This is a genomic window from Brotomerdimonas butyrica (assembly GCF_025567305.1).
GTDB classification, from domain to species: domain Bacteria; phylum Bacillota; class Clostridia; order Peptostreptococcales; family Anaerovoracaceae; genus Lentihominibacter; species Lentihominibacter butyricus.
In genome coordinates this window covers 158,142-177,107 of the sequence record NZ_JAOQJP010000003.1, presented here as the reverse complement: position 1 = coordinate 177,107, position 18,966 = coordinate 158,142, and the positions used below count along the sequence as shown (strand labels likewise).

Here is an 18,966-nt window from a genome sequence, read left to right as displayed (position 1 = left end):
GCGGGCGGACATGAGCGAGCCGGCCGGCACTGCATGCGGCAGGCCATGAAAGGGATATCTCAATGGAAAAGATCATAGAAATAAATAATCTGAACAAGTCTTTCGGCGATCTGAAAGCGGTGGATGACCTGTCGTTTTCCGTGGAAAAGGGCGAGCTGTTCGCTTTTCTGGGCGTCAACGGCGCTGGCAAGTCGACTACGATATCGATAATGTGCGGTCACCTTGCGAAGGACGGCGGCACGGTGAAAGTCTGCGGAGAGAATACAGAGCACGGCATGGGCGAGATCACGAGGAATATAGGAGTGGTGTTCCAGAACTCGGTGCTCGACCAGGCGCTTTCAGTCAGAGACAATCTGAGGAGCCGCGCGGCGCTTTACGGTATAAACGGAAACGCGTTCAGGAACCGTTATGACGAGCTGGCGGCGCTTCTTGATTTTGAAGATATGGACAGGCGCATCGTCGGCAGGCTGTCGGGAGGGCAGCGCCGCAGGATAGATATCGCGAGAGCGCTGCTGCACAGACCGCAGATACTGATACTGGACGAGCCTACGACAGGACTCGATCCTCAGACCAGGAAACTGCTGTGGGACGTTGTCAAGGAACTCCGACGTAAAGAAAGCATGACGGTTTTCCTTACGACGCATTACATGGAAGAAGCGGCAGACGCCGATCATGTGGTGATACTCGATTCTGGCAGGATCGTGGCAGAGGGGACGCCGCTGCAGCTCAAGAACCGGTACACCGGCGATTTCATCACACTGTACGGGGCGAGTGAAGCGGAAGCGCAGCTGCTGGGCCGCAGCTTTGAAAAGCTGCCGGGAGCATTTAGAATAGAAGTCGGCAGCACTGCGGAAGCGACAGAACTGATATTGCGCCATCCGGAGATTTTCAGAGATTATGAGATAACAAAAGGTAAAATGGACGATGTCTTCCTTGCTGCAACAGGGAAGACGCTTACGGGAGATGATGAAAAATGACTGGACTGGGCAATCTGACAAGAAGAAACAGCAAGCTGTTTTTTAAAGATAAAGGGATGTTTTTCACGTCGCTGATAACTCCCGTGATCCTGCTTGTGCTCTATGCGACATTTCTGGCGAAGGTATACCGCGACAGCTTTGCATCAGCCGTGCCGCAGGGATTCGAGCTGGATTCGTCGCTGATAGACGCGACTGTGGGAGGGCAGTTGATCTCATCACTGCTGGCGGTGTGCTGTATCACGGTGGCATTCTGCTCGAACATGCTGATGGTGCAGGACAAAGTCACGGGCGCGCTCCGGGACATCACTGTCACACCGGTAAAGCGCTCGACGCTGGCAGTCAGCTATTATATCGCGACGGTGCTTTCGACTATGCTCATATGTCTGATAGCGACCGGGGCGGGATTCATATATCTTGCAAAGGCCGGGTGGTACCTGTCCGCGGCGGATACGGCGCTGTTCGTGCTCGATGTGATCCTGCTTGTGCTGTTCGGCACGGCATTGTCTTCGATAATAAACTTTTTCCTGTCATCGCAGGGGCAGATGTCGGCGGTGGGGACGATAGTGAGCGCAGGGTACGGCTTCATATGCGGCGCATACATGCCGATATCGCAGTTCGGGGAAACTCTGCAGCATGTGATCTCGTTCCTGCCGGGTACATATGGCACGAGTCTGCTGAGGAACCATGCGCTTGCAGGCGTTTATCAGGAAATGGCAGACACGGGATTCCCGTCAGAGGTCATAGAGGCGATAAAGGATTCCGTGGACTGCAACCTTTACTTTTTTGACAGTAAAGTGGAAACAGGCACGATGTATATGATCCTGGCTGGCTCGACGGCAGTCCTGATCGGAATATATATCGTGATGAACCTGCTTAAGAAACACTGAGCTTTTCCATGGCACTCAACTTCGTAGCGATAATACTTGCGATCACGGGTATACTGAACCCTGTAGTGGGAGCCCTCGTGCACAATGCCGGATCCATAATGGTCATCATAAATTCGGCACTGCTCCTGCGCTGGAAGAAAAAATAAGATAAACCGCATCAGGGAATATATGAGACAGACGTTTCTCGCAGTGAGGCGTCTGTTTTTTCGTGCAAAAGCGCACGCTTTTTTCTGCGGCAGTATTGCAAAATGCAGCCAGAGGGATATAATATAATTATCTTGTGAACGAATATTCACGTCACGAAAAAGAAGGAACAGCAAAATGTACAAGAAACTTGATGAAAAAACGATAGAGGCGATACTTGAGAGCGGGATCGATGTGTTCGTGGAGAAAGGCCTCAGGGGCGCCGGTATGAACGAGATCGCGAAACGATCAGGCGTGAGCGTGGGCGTCATATACAAGTATTTCAGCGACAAGGACAGTTTTTTCCTGCACTGCGTCAACCACAGTCTGGAGCTGCTGGACAAGGTGCTGGAGGAGGCGGCCGGAGGGTCGTCTGACATCAGCGAATACATAAGGAAGATCGTATACGCGCTGATAAGGAATTCGAAGCTGCACGCGAACTACAATGCGATGTACCATGAGATAATGTCGGGCGGCTGCAAGAAATACGCAGAGGACATCGTGGAAAAGATAGAAAAGCGATCCGCGGACATTTACAGAAATGCCATAAAAAGCGCCCAGGAGAACGGTGTGATAGGGAATGACACGGATCCCGGGATCCTTGCATTCTTTTTCGACAACATGCTCATGATGATGCAGTTTTCATACAGCTGCGACTACTACAGGGAGCGCATGAAGATATTCTGCGGCAGCTCGTCAGAGGACGACGAAGAGATGGCGGAGAGCCTGATCCAGTTCATCGAGGGCGCGCTGCGGGTGCAGACAACATAGCAGGTGCAGCCGAGACAGTCGGTATAGCAGACACAGCCGGTATAACAGACACAGCCGGCCGGCATATAATTACAGACAGAGACGTACTATCACAGACAACTGCAGATAACGGAGAAGGAGGAGAAAATGCTTTATGTTATCGCATATGATATAGGCACGACAGGGCTCAAGACCTGCCTGTTTTCCATAGGTGAAACGATAGAGATGATAGCAGGCACATACAGCGACTATGATCTTTACATACTGGAAAACGGCGGTGCCGAACAGGATGCGGACCAGTGGTGGGAGGCCATGTGCAGCACCACGAAGGAGATAATGTCAGAAACCGATGTGACCCCGGATATGATAGACGGGATATCGTTCTGTTCGCAGATGCAGGGAATGGTGCTGGTCGACCGGGAAGGCAGGGCGCTGAGACGGCCGATGAGCTACATGGATCAGCGAGCCGTAAGGGAAATGAAGGAATGTCAGAGCCACGGCATCAGGATCGCAGGCGTCAACGTCTTCAAGCTGCTGAAGAGTCTGAAGATCACGCACGCGGCGTCGACGAGCGTAAAAGATCCGGTGTGGAAATACAAGTGGGTCCAGAAGAACGAGCCGGAGATCTTTGCAAAAGCGCACAAGTGGCTTGATGTCAAAGAGTATCTGATCGCCAGGTGCACGGACAGGTTCGTGATGACGAGAGATTCCGCGTATGCGACGTTTCTGTACGATACGAGAAAAGGGCGAGAAGGCTGGAATGAAAGCCTCTGCAGGATGTACGGCGTGGAGCCGGAACATCTTCCCGAGATCATAGAGTGCACGGATGTGGCGGGCGGTCTGACGGAAAAAGCGGCGTCGGAGCTGGGACTTGCGCCGGGAACGGCGGTTTACGGCGGAGGCGGCGATGCGACGCTGATCGGCGTAGGTGCGGGCTGTACCAGGACCGGCGCGACACATATCTACTCCGGGACGTCCGGATGGGTAGGCACGGTGATAGACAGACAGAAGGTCGACATCGTCTCGATGATAGCAGGGATCGTAGGCGCGCAGAGCGGGAAGTACAACTACTTCGCAGAGATGGAGACCGCAGGCAAGTGTTTCCAGTGGGTCAAGGAGCATCTGGCGCTAGACGAGATAGGCGTGTATATGCAGAAGACCGATGTCGCGGAAAGCCGGGAGTCTCTTTACGAGAGCCTTTATGACTATCTGTCGGATACGGTCGCAAAGGTGCCGCCGGGAGCCGGCGGGGTGATATTCACACCATGGCTGCACGGCAACAGATGTCCGTTCGAAGATCCGAATGCGGCGGGGATGTTCTTCAACATTAGGATCGAGACTGGAAAGACCGAGATGATAAGGGCAGTGCTCGAGGGCATATGCTATCATCTGCGATGGATGCTCGAGTGCGAGAGCAGAAAAGTGCAGACATCCGATACGCTGAGATTCGTCGGCGGCGGTGCACTTTCGGATGTGACATGTCAGATGCTCGCGGATATAACGGGCAGGACCGTCGAGACCGTGGAAAACACGAAAGACACGGGATCGACGGGGGCGGCGCTGCTGGTAGCTGTGGGCAGCGGTGTGATCGGCGGTTTTGACGATATAGACAGACTGGTCCCTGTAAAGGACAGGTTCGTGCCGGATCCTGACGCCGGGAAAGTCTATGACCGCAATTACAGCGTATTCGTGCAGCTTTACAGGAACAACAAAAAGAACTTCGCTATGCTGAATACGGTACATGAATAAAGGAGAACAACGGAATGGATGAAAAAGAAAAAAGGGCGCTGCTTGTGGCGACCGGAAAAGAACTTCTTCAGGAGGAACTGGTTGCGAGGACGTGGGGCAATATAAGCTGCAGGCTCGACAGCAGCCACTGCCTGATAACACCGAGCGGGCTCGACTACATGCAGACTCGGGAAGACGATATAGTCGTGCTCGATACAGAGACGGAGGAATGGGAAGGAAAGCACAAGCCTTCGGGAGAGCGCGGCGTGCACATCGCAGCGTACAACTGTTTCCCGGAAACGGAGTTCGTGATACACACACATCAGAAATATGCGACCGCGATAGGGCTGACAGGGCTGGAAGATCTGGACATCACAGACGAAGAACGCGAAAAGCTCGGCGGGATCGGTCTCGCTGCATACGGACTGCCCGGAATGAAGAAGCTGACGAACGCGGTAGCGGATGTGCTGAAACAGGGAATACAGACAGTATTCATGATACATCACGGCGTACTGATATGCGGACGTGACCGTGATGAGGCTATGGAGCGCGCGGTGCTTCTTGAAAATATCTGCAGGAGGAATATCAGAGGCTTTGATGGAAAGGCGCAGAGCGCGGCTGCCGGGGCGGCAGTGCAGGTTAAGAAGATGTCCGGGTATACAGACGTTTTCAGCACCGATGCTGTAAGGATCTGCGCTGACGCAGGAACTCCCGTATATGCGCAGGTAGACGATATGGCGCAGATGATAGGCAGGAAGATACCTGCAGCAGGCACTGCGAGTGAAGCGGAAGATCTGCTGAATAAGTATCCGGCCGTGCTGATAAAAGGAACTGGCGCAGCAGTCAGAGCCGAAACGGCGGACGATCTGGAGGCACTGAAGCTGCTGGTCGACAAGTCGTGCCTGTGCGCGGTGCACACACTGGCGTCAGGCAGAGTCAAAAAGATCGGAGTTGTCGATGTGGCGCTGATGAACTTCGTATACAAGCATAAATATTCCAAGCAGAAAGACCGGGAGAGATCATGATATCTGAAAAAAGAAAAGAAATACTGAGAGTTATAAAATTCGTACTGTTTTCAGTGTCGGCGGGGATCATAGAGATCGTGTCGTTCACATTGCTGACACAGCTTACAGACTGGCAGTACTGGCCACGCTACCTGATAGCACTCGTGCTGTCGGTGCTCTGGAACTTCACGCTGAACAGGAAATTCACATTCAAATCGGCTAATAACGTTCCGCTGGCGATGATGAAGATACTGGCATTCTACTGTGTGTTCACACCTGTCACCACGATACTAGGCAATTATCTGGCAGAAGACCTCGGGTGGAACGAGTATCTTGTCACGGGGCTGAACATGCTGATGAACATAACGACAGAATATCTGTACGACAGATTCGTCGTCTTCGGAAAAACGATAGATACGAACGATATAGCAAAGAAAAAAGCGTATAAGGAGAGAAAATAAAATGAAAAATTGCGGAGTGAGCAGATGGGACGATCCTGCAGAGATAAACAGACAGCTAAAGGAACTGACGAGTCAGGAGATATGGGAAGTCGACGATGATTATTACGACAATGTCGTGATGAAATATTTCGATGAAAAGTGCAAAGCATCGAAGGCGGTATACGAGGAGTCGCAGAAATACATACCGGGAGGCGTGCAGCACAATCTCGCATTCAACAAGCCGTTCCCTATGTGCATGGCGAAGACGGAAGGCGCATACCTTTACGACCAGGACGGCAACAGGTACATAGATTTTCTGCAGGCAGGCGGTCCTACGATACTGGGCAGCAACTACCCTGCGGTAAGGGAGAAAGTTATCGAGCTGCTCAATACATGCGGACCTGTGACCGGGCTGCTCCACGAATCAGAGATGATGATCGCGAAAGAGATAACGAAGCATATGCCTAATGTGGAAATGTTCCGTATGCTGGGCTCCGGAACGGAGTCGGTGATGGCGGCACTCCGTATCGCGAGGATCGCGACGGGCAAGAAGAGGATAATCAAGATCGGCGGAGCTTATCACGGCTGGTCGGATCAGATGGTATACGGGCTGAAGATCCCGGGAAGCCGCGCGCTGCTGGAGTCACACGGGATAACGCCGGGAGCTTACAGGAGAACTGATGAAGTGCGTCCGAACGACCTCGATATGCTCGGGAAGATGATGAAACGCAACAGGCTGAAAGGCGGTACTGCAGCCGTTATCGTCGAGCCGGCAGGTCCGGAAAGCGGCACGAGACCGGTCGCAAAGGATTATAACAAGGGCGTTCGTGAGCTGTGCGACAAGTACGGGGCACTGCTGATATTCGATGAGGTAGTGACGGGATTCAGGCTGGCGCTTTCGGGTGCGCAGGGATACTTTGACGTCGTGCCTGATCTGACTGTTTTCGGAAAGATCGTCGCAGGCGGTTATCCGTCGGCAGGCGGCGTCGGCGGCAAGCGCGAGTATGCCGAGCTGATGGCTGCAGGTCTGGCTACAGGAAAGCACAGGGCGTATGTAGGCGGTACGCTCGCTGCAAATCCGCTCTCGTGCCTTGCAGGATATACGACGATAAAAGAGATCGAGAGGACCAATGCGTGCGAGGTCGCAGGACAGATGGGAGACAGGCTCTGCGACGGACTCAAGTCCCTAATAAGTCAGTACAGCCTGCCTTTCGTCGCATACAATCAGGGTTCTATCGTGCACCTGGAATGTACGGGTGCGATGAGCTTTGACTTCTCGTCGATGTGTTTCCTGAAATCCGCGATCGGACTGCTGAAGCACAAGGATATGATGTATGTGAGAAAGGATTCCATGGAAAGGATGGGCGCTGCCTACATGGCAAACGGCATCGTGACGCTCGCGGGCAGCAGACTTTACACATCGCTTGCAGACACACCTGAGATCATAGACGAAGCTCTCGACAGATTCGAAGAAGTGTTCAGACACGTGAAAAAAACAGACAAGGGGCTGCTGAAATAGCAATATAACCCTATAAACCTATTGACAAAATAGGAATTAAAATATATCATTATCATAAATCGTAGGAACAGCGTTAAAAGATATATTGATGACAGTAAAAAGGGCGGTGGATGATAATGAAAAGGATACTTTGCTTTGGCGATTCGAATACATGGGGACTCGTAGCGGGAACTGATAACAGATATGACTGGGAAACGAGGTGGACAGGTCGTCTCCAGGATGCACTTTCAGGAGACGGGTTCCAGGTGGTGGAGGAAGGATTGTGCGGCAGGACGACGGTCTTTGACGATGTCAGCCGTCCGGGCAGATCCGGCGCAGAACTGCTGCCTGTGCTGCTTGAGGCGCATGCACCGCTGGATCTCGTCATCCTGATGCTCGGCACCAATGACTGCAAAACAGTGTATGATCCGACGGTTTCATCGATATCGGCGGGGATAGATTCCCTGCTCGGTCAGATCAGAGATTTCTCGGGAGACTGCGAGGTGCTCCTGCTGTCACCGATCGAGCTTGGAGATGAAGTATGGAGAGAAGAATTCGACCCTGAATTCGGAAAAGAATCTGTAAAGGTGGCAAGAGCGCTTCCTTCGGCTTACAGGGAACTGTCAGGCAAATGGGACATATCGTATCTGGCCGCATCCGACTACGCAAAACCGAGCGCAGTTGACCAGGAGCATCTCGATGCTGAAGGACACAGGAATCTGGCTGATGCGGTATCGAAAAAAGTGTTCGAGATATTTTCGCAAAACGGAGGGACAGAGAAAAGGCAATGACCGGAAAGCGTGAACTGATAAAGACTGCATTCATAAAATCGCTGCCGATAATGTGCAGCTATATCTTCGTGAGCATGGCGTACGGAATAACGATGGAGGAGCACGGGCTGGCGTGGTACTACTCGCTTCTTATAAGTGCGACCGTATACACAGGCGCGTTCCAGTTCGTACTTATCACATTCCTGAGCAGCGGAGCGTCGATGTTGACGATAGCGGTGACAGCGTTTCTGATGAACAGCAGGCAGAGCTTCTACAGCCTGACGTTCCTTGATGACTTCAGGAGGATGGGGCGCAGGAAGCTTTACATGATACATACGATGATGGACGAGACATATGCAGTCAACTGTACGCTGGACATGCCTGAGAAGGAAAAAGAGCAGACGATGTTTTATGTGGCGCTGCTGAGCATAGTCCTGGGCACCGGCGCCTGCATGCTTTTGCTGCTTGCTGACAGCCTGTATTTTTGATATATTAACTGTAGAGATTTTATATATCGGGAACAGGAGGATCAGACGGATTTATGGATTATGAAGTTGCGATAGAAATGCGGAATATCTGCATGGGCGATAAAAGAGAGCTTACCAGAGGTCAGATAGCAGGTGAAGTCATCGATTTCGACAAGCTGATGAAGGGGCTGAAGCCTGAGACTGTGGAAAAGTGCAGAGCGTATTTCGATGAAATGATAAAAAATGACGAGAAAAAGCTGTATGACGTCGACCTGCTCATGGAGGAGACCGAATCCGTGAAAGCGGAGTTCGAGAAGTTCATGAAAAGCAACAAGGCGGATGACATATTCAAGAGACTTTACGATGATATAGAGGAGTTTTTCCAGGTGCCGCCGTTCGAGGGTCTTGACAATATCGAGTACGGCATACACGAAGTGTGCGTATATTCGATACTCGAGTACTTTACATGGAAATCGCTGCCTAAGCACGACCATAAGGTGTGCCGCGATGAATACAGAGACAGCATCGCAGCGAGGACATTCGATGAGGTCGGCGACAAGTGGATCGCTTTCTGCGACGATCTGCAGGACCGTTATGAAGCTGTTTCATCAGGAAATACTGCAGACGAGCATGCGCTGAAAGTCGATATCGCAGCATGCGGTATCATAGCGATAGCAGCGATAAGAGATCAGGATCCGTTCGCTCTGGACATGGCGCAGTCAGGCGCAGCTGAAAAGGCAGAGATGATAGTGGGATCGCTTGAAAACGATACGTACAAGGAAGGCGAAAGTGCATTTACCGACAACGTAGTCAAGCTGCTCGGATTCGTTTACGGACAGGTGAAGGAGAACAGGGAGCTTGCGTGATGAAAAAGCAGCTTGATGAAGATCTTCTGTATGAGATACTGTCTGTAGTCGAGGAGATACCGGAAGGATGCGTTGCGACATACGGACAGATAGCGCGGCTTATAGGTCGTGAGAAAAATGCCAGGCTTGTCGGGAAGGCGCTCTCGGTGTCAGGCATGTACGGTGAATACCCGTGCCACCGCGTCGTGAATCACGCGGGAAGGCTCGTGCCGGGCTGGACGGAGCAGAGGAGCCTGCTCATGATGGAAGGCGTGCCTATGAAAGACGAGCACCACGTGGATATAAGGAAATGCCGCTGGGAAGAATAAAAAGAATCAGAAAGCAATAAACCAAAAGCAATAAAAATGAGCGATCCTGCATGATGAGGGTCGCTCGTTTCGTGTATAAATGGTGAAAAACGCACAAAAGCATATATTGTGTTGTTCAGATAACAGATGTACCACCCGAAGAAATGTTAAAATCAATGATTGCAAACATATCACATAAAGATAGCAAGACGGTTAAAAAAAGTCGTTATATGTAGTTGACTTTATTCATAATTTACTGATAAAATATTATCAACGTAATGACGTAATAGACTTATAAAGATCCGAGTCCATAACCCCTTCGCTCTGGCAAAAGCATGGAGTATGGAACGTTAGGGTCTGTGTGGAAACGCTCAGGCCTCCCGCATTTGGAAAGGATAAAAAGTGCAGGCTTTGCCGAAAAACGCCATAATATCCCAATGTACGGCGTATTTGCATGATGCCGTGTAAAAAGAGGTGTTTTTTGCAGAGAAAACCACTTGGAGCCTGTATTTATGTTTCATCGTCTGAAGCCCTTTTCACTGTGCGTGAAAAGGGTTTTTATATTCTTAGTGCGTAGTTCGTAGTTAAAGTAATGTTGTGAAATCGGAGGCAATTATTATGAATTTAAAGAAACTTACGCTGAACATCAACGGTGCAGACCGTATGTTCATCTGTGATCCGGAGAAGGACACACTGGCATCCGTACTTCGTCGTCTGGGACTTACAGGAACTAAAGTAGGCTGCGGTACAGGTGTATGCGGAGCATGTTCCGTTATCCTCAATGGAAAAGTGGTTCGTTCATGTGTCAGAAAAATCAAGAGCATAGAAGAATACAGCACAGTTATGACTATCGAAGGTATCGGTAATCCGCTCCATCCTCATCCGCTTCAGTATGCATGGGTAAACCTCGGAGCAGTACAGTGCGGGTTCTGCGTACCTGGATTCATCGTTTCAGCTTATCAGCTGCTTCTTGAAAACCCGGATCCGACAAGAGAAGAAATAAGAGACTGGTTCCAGAAGACAAGAAATGTCTGCAGATGTACAGGATACAAGCAGATCGTAGACGCTGTTATGGAAGCAGCTGCTATCATGCGTGGTGAAAAGACATTCGAAGACATCACATATGACTGGTCAAAAGATATAGAAGAAGGTTTCTACGGCAAGCCGCTCGTTCGTCCTAATGCTATGGCAAAGGCATGCGGTGTATGCGACTACGGCGATGATATCGAGCTCAAGATGCCTGCAGAAACACTTCATGCAGTACTCGTAATGCCGATGAAGGCTAACCACGCCAAGATCCTGAACATCGATTTCTCAGAAGCAGAGAAGATGCCTGGCGTAGTTAAGGTCATCACTGCAAAAGATAATCCTGGCGCAAACAAGCTGATGGCATACCAGTTCTCACCGAGAACAGTTGAATTCGAACAGACTCACAAGCTGCTCGCAGACGAAAAGATATTCAGATGGGGAGACCCTGTTGCAATGGTAGTTGCAGATACTAAGGATCATGCAAGAGCAGCAGCTAAGAAGGTCGTTGTAGATCTCGAACCGCTGCCTGAATACATGAGCTACCTTGAAGCTGTAAAACCTGAAGCAGAGAGGATCCACGATTCATTCGACAATATATACAGTACTCAGCCTGTATTAAAGGGCGACTACGATCACGTGGCAGAGATGATAGACAACGCTCCTTATGCTGTAGACGGAAGCTTCTATTCATCAAGAGAGCCGCATCTTTCGATCGAGGGAGATACAGTTCAGGCTTACTATGATGAAGACGGCAAGCTCTGCGTACACTGCAAGACGATGACTCTGTACTTTGACAGAGACGATATGGCAGAAGCTATCGGTATCCCTGTTGAAGATCTCCGTGTTATCGAAAACCCTACAGGCGGTTCATTCGGATGGGCGATGAACGCAGCTTCATACGCACTCGCAGGCGTAGCTACAAAGGTTACTGGAATGCCTGTTGCATTATCTATGACTTACGATGAGTTCATGGCATTCTCAGGTAAGCGTTCACCGGCATTCTTCAACGGAAGACTCGCATGCGACAAGGACGGAAAGATCCTCGCAGGAGAATTCGATTCAGGTATCGACCACGGTGCATATCCTGAAATGGGAGACGACAAGGTTACAAAGATCCTGAGATTCATGTTCTTCCCTTACTATGTACCAAACGTAGTAGGTCTCGGAAGAAGTGCTGTAACAAACCACAACTTCGGTGTTCCTTACAGAGGCTACGGAGCTCCTCAGGCATACACATGCGGCGAAGCTCTTATCGATATGATGGCAGAGAAGATCGGAATGGATCCGTTCGAGTTCAGATACAAGAATATCGCAAGAAAAGGCGATCTCAACCTGAACCAGAGAGAATTCCTCCAGTACCCTATGGAAGAGATGATGGATACATTAAAGCCTATATATGATGAAGCTGTTAAGAGAGCAGATGAATTCAACGCTGCTTCAGACGGCTCGAAGAGAAAGGGTGTAGGTATCGCATGGGGCGGATACAACGTAGGACTCGGCGGCGTTGACGAAGCTACAGTAGCTATCGAACTCGTTGGCGACGGCAAATTCAGAAAATACGATACATGGCAGGATCAGGGCCAGGGCGGAGACGCAGGATCACTCGTCTGCACACTCGAAGCACTGAGACCTTACTTCCCTACAGTTACGCCTGATGATGTAAAGGTCATCCAGACAGACAGTAAATACTGCCCTAACACAGGTGAGTCTGCAGGTTCAAGATCACACTTTGCTAACGGTAAAGCATCGATCGTAGCTGCAAAGATGCTGGCTGACGCAATGCGTAAGGAAGACGGAACATACAGAACTTACGATGAAATGATCGCAGAGGGTATCCCTACAAGATACGACGGACACTGGGTTGCTGCAGATGAATGGGATTACTTCGACTTCCTCGACCCTAACGACGGACAGGGTAACCCTACATATGCTTACACATATGCGCTGTATCTCTCAGAAGTAACTGTTGATATGAAGACAGGTAAGACTACTGTAGACAAGATGACATGCGTTGACTGGGTAGGTAAGGTTGGTAACATCCAGTCAGTAAACGGCCAGGCATTCGGCGGTATGTCACACTCGATAGGATTCGCACTTTCCGAAAACTATGAAGATGTGACGAAAGATACCAACATGCTGAAGGCAGGAGTACCTTACATCAAGGATATTCCGGATGACATGACTGCTATCCACATCGACGGATATGACGAAAGAGGACCTTTCGGATCATCCGGAGCATCAGAAGCATTCCAGTCGTCAGACCACGTTGCGGTTATCAATGCTATCAACAATGCCTGCGGCGTAAGAATCTACGAACTGCCTGCATCACCGGATAAGGTAAAGGCAGGAATCGAAGCGATCGCAAGAGGCGAGAAGCCTGAGAAACCTGAAAAGTACTTCCTCGGTTCAGATATGTATGAAGAACTCGAGAAGATCAAGGCTAATCCGTTAAGCTGGGACTAGCAGCAGGTTGCTGATCACTGAATAAAGAATTACAGACAGGTCACTGCATATGTGGTGGCCTGTTCTTTTGCAGGAAAGCAGGTATAAGGATACATGACTAATTTTTATTTGCACATATGCGAAAACGGCCATCTTAAAACCGATTTCAAGCGAGTGAGACCGGGCGATACATGCGGCGTATGCGGGGCGAAGATGATCGATTCATGTCCTGAGTGCGGAGAGCTTATAAAAAAATGGTATTATTACGGCTCGGTGCCCAGAGGGCCGAAGCCGAACGATTCGATGAGACCGGAAAAGTGCAGAGTGTGCGGCGCTGAATTCCGATGGAAATCTGATGTATAGTCGGGTACGTCTGTTACAGAAACTTGACAGAAATTTGGCGCCGACAGCGTAAGGGGAGTGACATTACCGACATTACCAGCGTAAGGGTATGCTCTTTACTTTTTGTACGACTGTTTGATATACTGATAAATAGTGCAACATTCAAAGTTTTATTTTATTGAGGAGAAGAAGATATGGATTCACAAAACAACAATCAGAACATGGGAGGTTATCAGCCAAATGGTGAGATCCCCGGAAAGAACAAAGCTATCGCGTCACTTGTACTGGGTATAATATCTGTAGTACTGTGGTTTTTCGGATATTCATCCATACTGTCGGTGGTACTTGGTATTATAGGTGTGGTAATGGCCTCCAAGTCAAAAGAAGAGGGTTATGATGAAAACATCAGGACTGCAGGCTTTATATTATCTGTGATAGGTATTATAGGCGGAGCGATATTCTTCGTTGCATGCGTGGCATGTGTAGGAATGGCAGGGATCGCAGGACTTGCTGTTTAGGAGAATGGGACAGTGGAAGCATTGATGATCTTAGGTCGAGCTGTTCCTGTATATGGACTTATCGGAGTCTCGGGCATATGTCTGGCAATGGCATATGCCTTATTTTCTTGCAGGAAATTCGGGCTGGACAGAGATGATACGGCATACATATTCGTTTTCGGTGCGCTGGGAGCCGCTGCAGGAGCCAAGATACTTTATCTGCTCGTTTCGACAGGTGACATCATCAGTGATATACAGTCAGATGAAATGAGTCTTGAGCTTGTCGTAAACAAATACATCAGCGGGGGGATGGTTTTTTACGGAGGATTGATCGGAGCTCTTCTTCTTGCCGGCTATGCAGCCGGCAGGTACGGGAAAGAGATAACTGACTTTTTTCCGGTGCTGATACCTGGATTCGCACTCGCGCACGGCATAGCCAGGATCGGGTGTCTGCTGGTTGGGTGCTGTTACGGTATAGAAGCTGATATTCCGTTCAGCATCACATACCATTCATCGCATATAGCGCCGAACGATGTGCCGCTGCTGCCTGTCCAGGCGATAGAAGCAGCAGTCGAGATATTGATATTTGCTGTCCTCGCATTTTATGCAGGGCATACAGTGAACAGGGTCAGTATACTGTGGACATATATACTTCTGTATGCACCGGTAAGATTCTGTCTGGAATTCCTCAGAGGCGACGAGGCGCGAGGCGGATTGCTGATGTTTTCGGTATCGCAGTGGATAAGTATCATACTGGTTGCAGCCGTATTGGTGCATATATATATTTCGGGCAGGCAAAACAGGAAACAGGATTTCAGGAGGCAGGTAAATGATCAGAAAAGCAGTTGAAGCGGATATAGATGCGATCGAAAAGATCTATGACGCGATAATAACGCAGGAAGAAGCGCGTGAGCACAAGCTGATAGGCTGGGTCAGAGGAATATATCCGACGAGGCAGACTGCTATGGACGCATTGCAGCGAGGAACACTGTTCGTGCTCGAACATGATGGAGAAATCGCAGCTGCTGCCAGGATAGATCAGACACAGGGAGCTGAATATGCAGGCGCCGAATGGGAATACGATGCGGCTGACGATGAGATCATGGTCATGCACACACTTGTGGTAGATCCTGCGAAAGGCGGAAAGGGTTACGGCAGGGCTTTTGTCGATCATTATAAAAAATACGCCGCTGAGAACGGATGCAGATACCTGCGCATGGACACTAATGTAAAGAACAGCAGAGCCCGCAGCCTTTACGCATCACTGGGATTCATGGAAGCGGGCGTCGTGCCGTGCACATCGTTCAACGGGATAAACGGCGTTAAACTATTGTGTCTTGAGAAAAAGCTGTGATCATCGATCCTGCGCAGCTAAATAATCTTTATCAGTGTCTTTTTTACGGGGAATCAGTTTTCCGACAACGGAATTCTGCTCCCTGTTTTTTACGTAGAAATATCCCAGTATCGCGAATACTATCGCGCCTATGAAGTTGACGAAGAGGTCAGCCATGGTGTCGATCAGACCGATATCCAGGTAGCCTCCAAGCCCCAGATCGGTACCGGAGACGGTAACATCGCGGATGTTCTTTATCACTATCGGCACATTTTCACCTGCAGGATGCAGCAGGACGGAAGAAATCTTGTGGACTACAGTATCTTTCTGCATATCGAGCTCAAAAAATCTGTCCATGCTGAATTCGAAAAACTCCCACAGAACGCCTATCGTCATCGAGAAACAGAACGATACTATAGATGTAAATATCGGCGAAAGCTGGAAAAGTATGCGGTCACTGCTGTTGAGCAGCTGCACCAGCGAGAGTCCTATCGCAGCCATAAGGAAGCCGTTCAGTGTGTGCAGCACAGTATCCCAGTAAGGGAAGATCGTGTAAAAGTTGCAGAGCTCGCCGAGTATCTCTGCGGCGAATATGAACGCAAGCAGAGTGATTTCGAGAACTGTCGGAAGTTCTATCTTGAGTGCTACCTGCATGAGGCTCGGGACTGTGAGGAGGATGAGCGTCAGCAGGCACAGAAACGAACTTTCAAAATTCCTGTTGAATATCGTGAAGATCATTATCACGATCACGAGGGCTCTGAAAATATTGTATGCTATAAATGAGCTGCGATGTTCCCGGAGTTCCCGTTTCATTGCTGTAAACAGTCTTGCGGGAAATTTTCTTTTGTGTTTTTTCATAATATATCTGTTTATACTCCTGTTCTGAATGAATACTGTGATTATTACTGATGTGTATCCGGTATGGTTTGGCATATTCCGAACATGTAATGATACCATACGCTCAAAGGTAATGTAAAGTGATGATTGCAGGATTGTTTTGCAGGGTTTTGCATAGTTTTGCACTGCTGTTTCAGCCAAAAACATATGATATATCAGGTGTTGCAGCTGAAATATGTAAATTATATCCATATAAAACTGGCCGAGCAGTTTTCCTGGGGCATAGCTAGCAGGCAGAACTTTTATTTGTTTCCAGATTTCCGCCATTTCTTGCTCCAGATGCGATCGTTTGGCTGAAATTTTACAAATGATTATTGAAGACTTAGAACGTACATACAGACAGGTCCACATGATTTCCAGATTTCCGCCATTTTACATAGGATATTTCTGCTTTATGGCTGAAATTGCCGCGCATAACTGGAGATAACAGGTACACTATGAATCAAAAGGTGCGGACGAAACGAGAGCAGTTGAATAATATAGATAGTAGTTATACGATGTACGGCGAAAATAAGAAGCATTTCGGTGTGTTGGCAACGATGCGAAAACAGGAGGTAATTTGTAATGGTCAGTATCAGTCTTTGCATGATTGTGAAGAATGAAGAGGATGTGCTCGCGAGGGCTCTGGATTCTGTAAAGGAGCTCGCAGATGAGATTATAATAGTGGACACCGGCTCGGAGGATCGCACGAAAGATATAGCGCGGCATTATACGCAGAAAGTGTTCGACTTTGAGTGGGAGGATGATTTCGCAGCAGCCAGGAATTTTGCATGCAGGAAGGCGTCGATGGATTACTGGATGTGGCTGGATGCAGACGATATCGTCACAGAGAATGAGCTGAAGAAGATGAAAGCGCTGAAGTCGGAGATCGATCCTGATACAGATGTAGTGATGATGAAGTATCTGACGGGGTTTGATCGTGACGGATATCCGGCTGTTTCATATTATCGGGAACGCTGGCTCAGAAACGGGAAGGGGTTCATATGGAAAGGCCGGGTGCACGAGGCAGTCGTGCCGTCAGGCAAGGTGCTGTATTCTGACATTGAGATCGAACATCATAAGAACAGTGCAGATGGCTCTGATAGGAACCTCAGGATATACGAGTCCATGATAGCGCGTGGCGAGCTGGGCGATTCGCGGCAGGTGTTTTATTACGGCAGGGAGCTTTACGATCACGGGCGGTATGAAGAAGCGATCTCTGTGTTTGACAGGTTTCTCGCTGAAAAGGGCGCGTGGCGTGAAAATCTGATAGATGCATGCCTGCAGAGGTCTTTGTGCTTCAAGTATCTCGCAAAACCGCAGATGAGGCTGGACAGTCTTTTTTACAGTTTCAGATACGATCTGCCGAGGGCGGAGATATGCTGTGAGATAGGCGCATGTTTTATGGAATGTAATGATCATGAAACGGCGGCTTACTGGTATGAACGGGCGCTTGCAGCACCTGACTGCGCGAAGTACGGCGGATTTGATCACAGCGACTGCCGTGGCTATATACCGCTGATGCAGCTGTGTGTATGTTATGACAGGCTCGGTGACCATGGCAGGGCGTGGCAGTATCATCTTAGAGCGGCAATGATCAGACCGGCATCGAAGGAAGTGATCGAAAACCAGAAATATTTTGAGCGCCTGTTTGTAACCGGGCGATATCAGGAGGCATAAGTTAAATAAGGATACCGGTATTTTCGGTATCATGCAAAGGGCAGAGCACAGGCTCTGCAGGGAAGAGTCGATGGGAAAAACAGGGATATGGTATATCTGTAAGGAGGAATATCATGCTTTTTAATAATCCGAACAATGATTGCTGCTGCGGTTATAATAATGACTGCTGTCAGCAGCGAGGCCCGACCGGAGCGACAGGTCCGATGGGGCCGAGGGGGTGTCCTGGTCCAAGGGGGCCTCGCGGGCAGGAAGGCCCGATGGGCCCGGAGGGACCGGTGGGATTTCCGGGGACGACAGGAGCAACCGGCGCGACTGGTGTAACAGGGCCGACAGGTCCGGCGGGAGAGATAGGCCCGGCAGGTCTTGACGGCATACAGGGAGCAACAGGACCAACAGGTCCGACAGGAGCAACCGGCCCGACCGGCCCTCAGGGTCCCGCAGGTGAAGCAGGAGCACAGGGTCCGACGGGAGCGACCGGTCCTCAAGGCCCGGCAGGTCTTGACGGCATACAGGGAGCAACAGGACCAACAGGTCCGACAGGAGCAACCGGCCCGACAGGGCCTCAGGGTCCCGCAGGCGAAGCAGGAGCGCAGGGTTCAACGGGTCCGACAGGAGCGACAGGCCCGGCAGGTCTTGACGGCATACAGGGAGCAACAGGGCCAACAGGAGCAACCGGCCCTACAGGGCCTCAGGGTCCCGCAGGTGAAGCAGGAGCACAGGGTCCGACGGGAGCGACCGGCCCCGCACCGGCTGCTGCAGAACAGGTAACCGACCTTGCTGCGACGGCAACGCTTACAGATGTGATCAACACTGTGAACGAACTGCTTGGAAATCTGAGAAACGCAGGGTATCTGGCAAGATAAAAGCGTAGATTGCGATATGCACAATAATAACTGCTAAACTTGATCCT

At 49.9% G+C, this 18,966-nt stretch carries 20 protein-coding genes and 1 riboswitch; of the genes, 19 read left to right on the top strand and 1 reads right to left on the bottom strand.

The genetic code is table 11. The features are described 5' to 3' along the window. Window positions 1-62: 62 nt before the first annotated feature. The 17 genes from OCV59_RS03570 to OCV59_RS03490 all read left to right on the top strand — a co-directional run bounded on the left by OCV59_RS03570 (window position 63) and on the right by OCV59_RS03490 (window position 15,521). A complete protein-coding gene (locus OCV59_RS03570; protein WP_147593138.1) occupies window positions 63-977 on the top strand; it encodes an ABC transporter ATP-binding protein in 915 nt (304 codons plus the stop codon). Further along, window positions 974-1,864: an ABC transporter permease gene (locus OCV59_RS03565; protein WP_147593137.1), complete on the top strand. Its 891-nt coding sequence runs from the start codon at window positions 974-976 to the stop codon at window positions 1,862-1,864. Before OCV59_RS03570 ends, OCV59_RS03565 begins: the two co-directional genes overlap by 4 nt. A gap of 8 nt (window positions 1,865-1,872) precedes the next feature. Next, window positions 1,873-2,010: a hypothetical protein gene (locus tag OCV59_RS03560; RefSeq protein ID WP_394802989.1), complete on the top strand. Its 138-nt coding sequence runs from the start codon at window positions 1,873-1,875 to the stop codon at window positions 2,008-2,010. Window positions 2,011-2,185: 175 nt separating this feature from the next. Beyond that, entirely contained in the window at window positions 2,186-2,818 is a 633-nt protein-coding gene (locus tag OCV59_RS03555; protein ID WP_147593136.1) for a TetR/AcrR family transcriptional regulator, read from the top strand. Between the two features lie 126 nt (window positions 2,819-2,944). After that, window positions 2,945-4,546 (top strand): xylulokinase, encoded by a 1,602-nt coding sequence (locus tag OCV59_RS03550; protein WP_147593135.1) that lies wholly within the window; start codon window positions 2,945-2,947, stop codon window positions 4,544-4,546. Window positions 4,547-4,560: 14 nt separating this feature from the next. Further along, entirely contained in the window at window positions 4,561-5,550 is a 990-nt protein-coding gene (locus OCV59_RS03545; RefSeq protein WP_147593134.1) for a class II aldolase/adducin family protein, read from the top strand. After that, window positions 5,547-5,990 carry a GtrA family protein gene (locus OCV59_RS03540; RefSeq protein WP_147593133.1) on the top strand — a complete coding sequence of 148 codons (444 nt, stop codon included), beginning with the start codon at window positions 5,547-5,549 and terminating at the stop codon, window positions 5,988-5,990. The genes OCV59_RS03545 and OCV59_RS03540 overlap by 4 nt, the downstream gene beginning before the upstream one ends. Before the next feature lies 1 nt (window position 5,991). After that, window positions 5,992-7,488, top strand: a complete 1,497-nt coding sequence (locus OCV59_RS03535; protein WP_147593132.1) for an aspartate aminotransferase family protein — start codon at window positions 5,992-5,994, stop codon at window positions 7,486-7,488. 116 nt (window positions 7,489-7,604) lie between these two features. Continuing rightward, a complete protein-coding gene (locus tag OCV59_RS03530; protein ID WP_147593131.1) occupies window positions 7,605-8,258 on the top strand; it encodes a GDSL-type esterase/lipase family protein in 654 nt (217 codons plus the stop codon). Next, window positions 8,255-8,725 (top strand): AzlC family ABC transporter permease, encoded by a 471-nt coding sequence (locus OCV59_RS03525; RefSeq protein WP_147593130.1) that lies wholly within the window; start codon window positions 8,255-8,257, stop codon window positions 8,723-8,725. The genes OCV59_RS03530 and OCV59_RS03525 overlap by 4 nt, the downstream gene beginning before the upstream one ends. A gap of 53 nt (window positions 8,726-8,778) precedes the next feature. After that, window positions 8,779-9,570, top strand: a complete 792-nt coding sequence (locus OCV59_RS03520) for a hypothetical protein (RefSeq protein ID WP_147593129.1) — start codon at window positions 8,779-8,781, stop codon at window positions 9,568-9,570. Continuing rightward, complete coding sequence (locus OCV59_RS03515) at window positions 9,570-9,878, top strand: MGMT family protein (protein WP_147593128.1); 309 nt, start codon at window positions 9,570-9,572, stop codon at window positions 9,876-9,878. The genes OCV59_RS03520 and OCV59_RS03515 overlap by 1 nt, the downstream gene beginning before the upstream one ends. 267 nt (window positions 9,879-10,145) lie before the next feature. Then, window positions 10,146-10,267: riboswitch (molybdenum cofactor riboswitch) on the top strand. 208 nt (window positions 10,268-10,475) lie between these two features. Continuing rightward, the gene (locus tag OCV59_RS03510) at window positions 10,476-13,349 is read left to right on the top strand and encodes a molybdopterin-dependent oxidoreductase (protein ID WP_147593127.1); all 2,874 of its coding nucleotides are present in this window, start codon (window positions 10,476-10,478) and stop codon (window positions 13,347-13,349) included. Between the two features lie 93 nt (window positions 13,350-13,442). Next, window positions 13,443-13,691 (top strand): DUF2321 domain-containing protein, encoded by a 249-nt coding sequence (locus OCV59_RS03505; RefSeq protein WP_147593126.1) that lies wholly within the window; start codon window positions 13,443-13,445, stop codon window positions 13,689-13,691. A gap of 173 nt (window positions 13,692-13,864) precedes the next feature. Then, the gene (locus OCV59_RS03500; protein ID WP_262584091.1) at window positions 13,865-14,188 is read left to right on the top strand and encodes a DUF4190 domain-containing protein; all 324 of its coding nucleotides are present in this window, start codon (window positions 13,865-13,867) and stop codon (window positions 14,186-14,188) included. Window positions 14,189-14,200: 12 nt separating this feature from the next. Further along, a complete protein-coding gene (locus OCV59_RS03495; protein ID WP_147593125.1) occupies window positions 14,201-15,016 on the top strand; it encodes a prolipoprotein diacylglyceryl transferase in 816 nt (271 codons plus the stop codon). Continuing rightward, window positions 14,997-15,521: a GNAT family N-acetyltransferase gene (locus OCV59_RS03490; RefSeq protein WP_147593124.1), complete on the top strand. Its 525-nt coding sequence runs from the start codon at window positions 14,997-14,999 to the stop codon at window positions 15,519-15,521. Before OCV59_RS03495 ends, OCV59_RS03490 begins: the two co-directional genes overlap by 20 nt. Here OCV59_RS03490 and OCV59_RS03485 read toward each other — a convergent pair whose 3' ends face one another. Continuing rightward, entirely contained in the window at window positions 15,522-16,358 is an 837-nt protein-coding gene (locus tag OCV59_RS03485) for a hypothetical protein (RefSeq protein ID WP_147593123.1), read from the bottom strand. A 603-nt stretch (window positions 16,359-16,961) separates the two neighbouring features. On the opposite strand from OCV59_RS03485, the gene OCV59_RS03480 reads away from it, so the two are divergent. Both OCV59_RS03480 and OCV59_RS03475 read left to right on the top strand, forming a co-directional pair. After that, window positions 16,962-18,056, top strand: coding sequence for a glycosyltransferase family 2 protein (locus tag OCV59_RS03480; RefSeq protein WP_147593122.1), 1,095 nt, complete (start codon window positions 16,962-16,964; stop codon window positions 18,054-18,056). 113 nt (window positions 18,057-18,169) lie between these two features. After that, window positions 18,170-18,919, top strand: coding sequence for a collagen-like domain-containing protein (locus OCV59_RS03475; protein ID WP_147593121.1), 750 nt, complete (start codon window positions 18,170-18,172; stop codon window positions 18,917-18,919). The last annotated feature ends 47 nt before the right edge of the window (window positions 18,920-18,966 follow it).